8 protein-coding genes are annotated in these 6,758 nt (G+C 44.6%); 3 read left to right on the forward strand and 5 right to left on the reverse strand.

Annotation, left to right across the window (positions count from 1 at the left end; all coding sequences use genetic code 11):
- Positions 1–3: 3 nt before the first annotated feature.
- The 4 genes from AB4Z17_RS30775 to AB4Z17_RS30790 form a co-directional block, all read right to left on the reverse strand.
- Positions 4–696, reverse strand: a complete 693-nt coding sequence (locus AB4Z17_RS30775; protein WP_441964097.1) for a CpsD/CapB family tyrosine-protein kinase — start codon at positions 694–696, stop codon at positions 4–6.
- Complete coding sequence (locus AB4Z17_RS30780; RefSeq protein ID WP_441908588.1) at positions 677–1,432, reverse strand: YveK family protein; 756 nt, start codon at positions 1,430–1,432, stop codon at positions 677–679. The genes AB4Z17_RS30775 and AB4Z17_RS30780 overlap by 20 nt, the downstream gene beginning before the upstream one ends.
- A gap of 163 nt (positions 1,433–1,595) precedes the next feature.
- On the reverse strand, positions 1,596–1,880 hold the full coding sequence (locus AB4Z17_RS30785) for a hypothetical protein (protein WP_430059502.1): 285 nt from the start codon (positions 1,878–1,880) through the stop codon (positions 1,596–1,598).
- 860 nt (positions 1,881–2,740) lie between these two features.
- Positions 2,741–3,790, reverse strand: a complete 1,050-nt coding sequence (locus tag AB4Z17_RS30790; RefSeq protein ID WP_441908589.1) for a M42 family metallopeptidase — start codon at positions 3,788–3,790, stop codon at positions 2,741–2,743.
- A 301-nt stretch (positions 3,791–4,091) separates the two neighbouring features.
- On the opposite strand from AB4Z17_RS30790, the gene AB4Z17_RS30795 reads away from it, so the two are divergent.
- Genes AB4Z17_RS30795 through AB4Z17_RS30805 form a run of 3 tightly spaced genes read left to right on the forward strand, consistent with a single transcriptional unit; the run spans position 4,092 to position 6,004 of the window.
- Positions 4,092–4,685 (forward strand): bifunctional transcriptional activator/DNA repair enzyme AdaA, encoded by a 594-nt coding sequence (locus AB4Z17_RS30795; protein ID WP_441908590.1) that lies wholly within the window; start codon positions 4,092–4,094, stop codon positions 4,683–4,685.
- A complete protein-coding gene (locus tag AB4Z17_RS30800; RefSeq protein ID WP_441884917.1) occupies positions 4,669–5,184 on the forward strand; it encodes a methylated-DNA--[protein]-cysteine S-methyltransferase in 516 nt (171 codons plus the stop codon). Before AB4Z17_RS30795 ends, AB4Z17_RS30800 begins: the two co-directional genes overlap by 17 nt.
- 1 nt (position 5,185) lies before the next feature.
- On the forward strand, positions 5,186–6,004 hold the full coding sequence (locus AB4Z17_RS30805) for an SPL family radical SAM protein (RefSeq protein WP_441908591.1): 819 nt from the start codon (positions 5,186–5,188) through the stop codon (positions 6,002–6,004).
- Here AB4Z17_RS30805 and AB4Z17_RS30810 read toward each other — a convergent pair.
- Positions 6,001–6,696, reverse strand: coding sequence for a DNA alkylation repair protein (locus AB4Z17_RS30810; RefSeq protein WP_441908592.1), 696 nt, complete (start codon positions 6,694–6,696; stop codon positions 6,001–6,003). The two genes, AB4Z17_RS30805 and AB4Z17_RS30810, sit on opposite strands and share 4 nt — an antisense overlap.
- Between the last annotated feature and the right edge of the window lie 62 nt (positions 6,697–6,758).

Consider the following 6,758-nt stretch of genomic DNA (forward strand, 5'->3'; position numbering starts at 1 on the left):
CGATTAAGCTTCTGTCTTTTCTCYGTAGTAGTAAGAGTAGATATCTGAATGATTTCGATTGATCTTATTAAGCACGACGCCGATAAGATTTGCTTTCACATGTTCAAGTGACGCTTTTGCTTTAAGGGCAACATCTTTTTTCACTTTTCCCGAGTCGATCACAAGAACGACCCCATCGCTTTGCGTTGCTACAATTTGAGCATCCGTTACAGACATGATCGGCGGCGTGTCGATAATGACGACATCGTACCGCTCTCTAGCTGTCTTAAGCAGCTCCGCCATTTGCTCCGACGAGAGCAGCTCGGAAGGATTGGGAGGCGTTGGCCCCGCTTGGATAATGGACAGATTGTCCGTATTCGTAAACTGAATGATGTCCTCAAGCTTCAGTTGGTTCAATAAAGCCGTCGTTAAGCCGCTGCGGTTGGACTTCCCAAAGATATGATGCTGCGAAGGCTTGCGGAGATCCGCATCAATCAGAAGCACCTTTTTGCTTGCTTGTGCAAACGCGACTGCCATATTGGCGCATGTCGTGCTTTTGCCCTCGCTTGGCTTGGAAGAGGTGACCATAATAATTTGCAGCTTTTGATTAATTGTCGAGAACTCAATGTTTGTCCGCAGCATCCGGTACCCTTCAGAAATGGGCGATTTGGGATTAAGCTCCGTTATCAAGTTCCATTTAGGAATCAAACGAGACATTTTGTTCCCTCCCTGCATTCGTCTTTAACGTGGCGTTGCTGCTGTGTTCTGTCGCATCCCGCTCTTCGAACCTCGGAATCGATGTTAGTACTGGTACTTCCAGCAGTGCCTCGATGTCCTCTTCGGTCTTAATCGTGTCATCCAAGTAATCCAGCAGGAAGGATATGCCTACACCTACCATCAATGCCAGCATGAACGTGACCGCAATGTTCATCTTAGGATTCGGAGCAACGGGCCCGTGTTGTTCATGCGGATCAGCTTGGTCCAGCACGGAAACATTATCTACCTTCATCAGCTCTGGAACCGATTTTTGAAAAACGATGGCGATCGCATTCGCGATCTTTGCTGCTTGCTCATAGGAGTCATCTCGTACCGATATGGACATGACCTGTGTTTCATTCACTGAGCTTACGCTTACCTTGCCGATGAGCTCGCCGTATGTCACACCGAGATCCGGGTATTGCTTGACAACTCGCTTCATCATTCGCGGCGTTCGCAAAATCTCTTTATAGGTTTTGATAAGTCCGATCGTGGAGTTAATCGATCCAACATCTATGCTCGGAATGAGCGAGCTGCTGTCCTTATACTGGTTAACAATTAACTTAGCGGATGCTTCATACTGTGGTTTGATAAAGTAGCTGGAGTAAATGCCGATGGTTAGACAGCTCACTGAAATAATTAAAGCTATCATCAATAGCCTTCTTTTGACGATGATCCAATACTGTTTTAATTCCAAATCATTTCCTCCATTGCTTTAAAATCATCCGTTGCCGAACTTCACAAAAGTTGTTCTTAATGAATATTAAAATTCTCTAATTATTCGAAACGCGAACTTTTGGGCGTCATTTGTTTACAGGAATAGGTTTATCCATGGATTCCTGCTTAGACATAAAATGTTATCATCTCGTGTTATTAATGAACTCATCCACGGTCCCGCCATTCATTACATGCTCCATCATATCGTCAGAGCAGGCTTGCAGGCCGATCTTACCGAGCAGCTGAGATATCAGCTTCGCCATGTCAATCGGTTCATTATGGATTAGGCAGCCAGTTGCCATAAGCAGCTCAGGCAGCGACCTCGCTTCCGATTGACCGTCTTTCTGTAGTAGAGAAGGATCCTCGGATAGTATTTTCAAAAACTGCTTCAGCTTCATCTGCTTCTGCTCCTGATTTGAAACATTCATCTCTGAAACCTCCATTCATCAGCTCGCTCAACCATTTTGAGTTTTGGAAAGCTTCTTGTCTCTCTTTGCACTCTAGTATGACACAGATGATAATAATTCTTGAGGGAATAAAGACATGGTCACACTTAGACAATCTTGCTCATTTTCATTATGGTTTTCATAAGTACGGACTCCTAATTGATGCGAATAGTGGGATATGTCATGTCATGTTTTTTATCGCCAAATTGATAATTCTGACTATTGAAAGCGCTTAATAAATAATGGGTGAAAGTCCCACTTGGGACTCATGTTTTCCCGCATGCATTTTCCCTCTAACCCATGTAAAATAAAGGTTTTTTCCTGTTTGCCACTTTCCAACGAACGAAGAATCCAATTAAAATTCCACTAATTCAGCGAAAAAATAAGGGACTATTGACCAGCATCCTACCTAAGCAGCAGTAAAACACCATTCGACATATTTCGCATTCCTCTTTTTCCTGTACGTTTTAACCCCTAACTGCCGCAAATTTACACTTAAAAAACAAAAAAAAGCGGGGTTTGAATTGAAAAAGGGACTATTTGGAGCCTAAAAAGCGGATATTCCATCGTTCTCAGCTAATCGATCATACGTTTCAGCAATCTATATTTTGCACCCTGTCAGGATAAACCAACATCATTCGGGATAAATATAAAGCTTCTAAAGCACTGAAATCATAGAGCATTCCCTATCTTTTTGTCCCAAAATAACGCTTGGCGCTCTTCTACTAACGTCCTACTTCATTGTCTTTCTGACAAGTTTAGTCATCAAAAAAAGAAGAGCATCGATGTCATCGCTGCTCTTCTTCGCATTTTTTCTACCTATTGTATATTAACTAGAAATCTTACTCCATGACATAAGCCAGAAGCAAAGCAGACGTGCCAACAATGGCATCTGCGTGTGTGCGTTCCATGCCGTGGGAAGCGTGAACGCCCGGTCCGATTAATGCCGCACGAATATTGCTTCCGCCGCGCAGCGCAGCCGATGCATCGGAGCCGTAGTGCGGGTAAATATCTACTGCATAAGCTAGGTTCTCACGCTTCGCTAATTCAATTAACTTAGTCGTCATATTATAATCGTATGGTCCAGTCGAATCCTTGGCGCAAATGGATATATCCTGCTCTGTCGCAGAAAGATCATCTCCCAGCGCTCCCATATCCACCGCAATCATCTCCGTTATATCCTCAGGAATATAAGAACTTCCGTGTCCCACCTCTTCGTAGGTCGAGAAGATCAGCTTGAGTGTATGTGCAGGTGTGTTCCCTTCACGCTTGAACCATTCCATTAATCCAAGCAGTGCTGCTACGCTTGCTTTATCGTCCAAATGCCGTGACTTCACCCAGCCATTCGGAAAGATGCGCACTCGCGGCTCCCACGAAATGATATCGCCTACGGAAATGCCCAGCCCCTCTGTATCTGCTTTGGTTTTCACCAGCTCATCTATGCGAATTTCCATATTCGCTTCTTCGCGCTTCCACTCCCGCGAATCGGAGTATACATGCACAGAGGCTTTCGTAGACAACACCGTTCCCTCATATTTCCGGCCGTCACGCGTGTGAATAACGCAATACTCCCCTTCGACCGTTTGCATATTATAGCCCCCGATCGATGTGAAGCGAAGCATCCCATCAGACTTGATCGAACGAACCATCGCTCCAAGCGTATCCAAATGCGCGGTTATGCCGATCACTTTCTCTGAATTGACGCCTGGAATGGTTATCATTCCGTTGCCTTTTGGCGTTATTTCGAGCGAATAGCCAAGCTTCTCTGCTTCCACTCCAAGATGCTTCACAATGTCCATGCAGTACCCGCTAGGGCTTGGAATGTTCAGTAAAGCTTCAAGCTGGCTAAGTATAAAATCCCGATTAAGCTGTTTCGAAAGTGGCAATGACATGATATTGTGCTCCTTTTAAAGCTATATTTTTTATAACCTCTCATTACTTCAATGCAATATACAAATCAATTTCATTATCGGGACTTTCGAGTTGATATCGTTCATCCCAAATTTCAAAATCGTAATTTTTGGGTTCATTTCCCGTTTCACTCATCCAATCGCCACCTTCTATTTTACGCGATTGCGCGTCAGGATCAAAGTCTACTCTCTRATCATCTCGCTTTCGTTATCTTGCTTTTACATTCTAAAATACGTACATACGTTCACTTTCGAGGTTATACTAATGATGGAGGTGAGCAAAATGGTGAAACAACACTCAGAAACATTGACCGAGGAAAGGTGGCGTGCCATCTTAAGCAACAATGCTGCTTATGACGGGATCTTCTTTTACGCGGTGAAAACGACAGGGATATTTTGCAGGCCATCCTGCAAATCCAAACCGCCCAACAAAGAAAATATTGCTATCTACTCTACAGCCGAGCAAGCTTTATCTGCCCGCTTTCGCCCATGCAAACGATGCAAGCCTACCGGGATGCGCCTGCCTGATGATGAATGGATTCATTTGGCTGCCGAATATATCGACAGAAACTATATGAACAACTTAACTTTACAAGTCGTTGCCGATCAATGCCACGGCAGCCCCTATCATCTGCATCGGACCTTCAAAAAAATCAAACACATGACACCCGTTGAATATATACAGCAATTACGAGTCGATAAAGCGAAGGAGCAGCTGACATCATCCGATTTGTCCATTTCAGAGATCGGTTCAAGCGTCGGCATGCACAATACGCCGTATTTTGTAACGTTGTTTAAAAAGAAGACCGGCTGCACACCCGCAGCCTATCGGCAATTGCACAAACAGGAGGCTGATTCGAATGACCAAACACAGTAAACCGCCCATTTATTGGACATTGCTCACGCACGAGGCTTGGAGCCTGTATGTTGCAGCCACAACGGAAGGTCTCTGTTTTATCGGCTCTCAGAATGAACCGATAGACGAGCTGGTCCAATGGGCAAATACCCGCTATCCAGGCAGCCCTTTATTAGAGAATGTTGAACTGCTCCAGCCTTATACAATTGAAATAGCTGAATACCTTCAAGGTTCCCGCAAGCAATTCAGCATCTCCTTCCACTATCAAGGAACAGCCTTCCAACAGGAAGTATGGAAAGCACTTTGCGATATTCCTTATGGGGAAACGAAGTCCTATTCCGATATTGCCCATCAAATCCAGCGGCCCGCAGCTGTTCGCGCTGTGGGTACAGCGATTGGCGCTAATCCGATCTTAATTACAATTCCCTGCCATCGCGTCATTGGAAAGAACGGATCGCTGACAGGCTACCGCGGCGGCATAGAAATGAAAACAAAGCTGCTTCAGCTGGAAAAACACTAATATGACGATCGAATATTTATATACACAGCCCAAAACCTTATTGAATAAAGGAACCGGCTTTCTTACCGGCTACAGCCATTCCTTAAATCCTTATACAGGGTGTACGTTTGGCTGCTCCTACTGCTATGTGCGGAAAATGCCTGTTTCTTTATTTCGAGGCGCCGAATGGGGAACATGGGTTGATATTAAGAAAAATGCTGCTGAAGTTTTTCGCAAACAATTTTTAAGAGAAAAGTCTAAAGGTCCGGTTACTATTTTTATGTCATCCAGCACTGATCCCTATCAGCCGATTGAATATAAGGAGCAAATTACTCGCTCCTTGCTCGAGGTGATGGTTGATGACCCGCCTGATTTTTTGTTCGTGCAAACGCGAAGCCCGCTTGTTCAGCGGGATATCGATCTGCTCTTGCGACTTGGAGAGAAGGTACGCGTCAGTATGACAGTGGAAACAGATCGCGAGGACATTCGAAAACATTTTTCACCGAATGCCCCACCGATTAAGGCTAGGCTAAAGACGCTTCAACTGCTGGCTGATGCGGGCGTTCCCACTCAAGCGACGATTGCTCCCATGCTGCCAAGCAGTGAGCAATTCGCCGAAATACTGCGACCGCTCGTTGATCGCATCTGCATAGACGATTATTTTATGGGTGACGGAAGCAGTGGAAAACGAACGCGACAACTAGGCATCGATGCTTTGTATGAGCAGCTAGGTCTTGAGGAATGGTATCATCCGGCTGCTTATCGCGTCGTATACGAGCGGTTCAAGCAGGTTTTTTCCGAGGATCGCATTTATGTAAGCCAGGAAGGCTTTGAGCCTTAGCTTTTTTTTCGTTTCATACCGCGTATTATGATTTTGGTTTCTTGATCGACGCGGTATGATTCTATTATTTTTTGCAGAGCTTTGTTGTAGGTGAACTCATCTAAAGAATTAGCACCGCTTTTCAAATAATTCATAGTAGCCTCTGGCTGCTTAATATAACAAATCGACAATGCCCATGCTACCGCCATCTTGACGTAATACGTCTCTCGTTTCGTCTGATCAAGCAGCTGCAAGAGGCGCTCGATATAAGTTTCTTCAATATAATAGCCAAGCAGCATAACGACACCAAAGCGTATCTCATACTCTTTGTCAGATACCAAATACGGCTGTATGAAATCCCATACCGCTGACTTATTGTCCGTTGTAAATTTCAGCCCATTGCAAAAGCTGTCACAGACTGACCAATTGTCTATCTTCGGAACAAATTCAGCGACAATGTTTAAACGTTCTGTGATATCTGCTTGAGCATAACCAATGACCATCCCCTGCAGCATCACTTCCTCAAAGTACTCGCTATCCGCATCCTTTAAATAGGTACGCCAGTCATCACTTGCTATCGACTTGGCCAGCTGGCGCAGCTTCGGCAGCCGAACGCCTAATACATTATTTATTGTAGGAATAAGTGCAGCCGTAAATTTCTGAAAATCGTCTTCCTTCAATGCTATGAGCTGTTCTTTTATTGTTTTCTCCATGTTGTTGCTCCTTTTAGCTTACTCCATTGACAAGGTCCACAAATAAATCGAAGCCACTGAAC

The sequence above is a fragment of the Paenibacillus sp. TAF43_2 genome, assembly GCF_052113545.1.
GTDB lineage: Bacteria > Bacillota > Bacilli > Paenibacillales > Paenibacillaceae > Pristimantibacillus.

Excerpts from the sequence above, each read along its gene's own strand:
- AB4Z17_RS30790 (WP_441908589.1), bottom strand. The coding sequence starts at position 3,790 with ATGTCATTGCCACTTTCGAAACAGCTTAATCGGGATTTTATACTTAGC.
- AB4Z17_RS30800 (WP_441884917.1), top strand. The coding sequence starts at position 4,669 with ATGACCAAACACAGTAAACCGCCCATTTATTGGACATTGCTCACGCAC.
- AB4Z17_RS30785 (WP_430059502.1), bottom strand. The coding sequence starts at position 1,880 with ATGAATGTTTCAAATCAGGAGCAGAAGCAGATGAAGCTGAAGCAGTTT.
- AB4Z17_RS30795 (WP_441908590.1), top strand. The coding sequence starts at position 4,092 with ATGGTGAAACAACACTCAGAAACATTGACCGAGGAAAGGTGGCGTGCC.
- AB4Z17_RS30810 (WP_441908592.1), bottom strand. The coding sequence starts at position 6,696 with ATGGAGAAAACAATAAAAGAACAGCTCATAGCATTGAAGGAAGACGAT.
- AB4Z17_RS30805 (WP_441908591.1), top strand. The coding sequence starts at position 5,186 with ATGACGATCGAATATTTATATACACAGCCCAAAACCTTATTGAATAAA.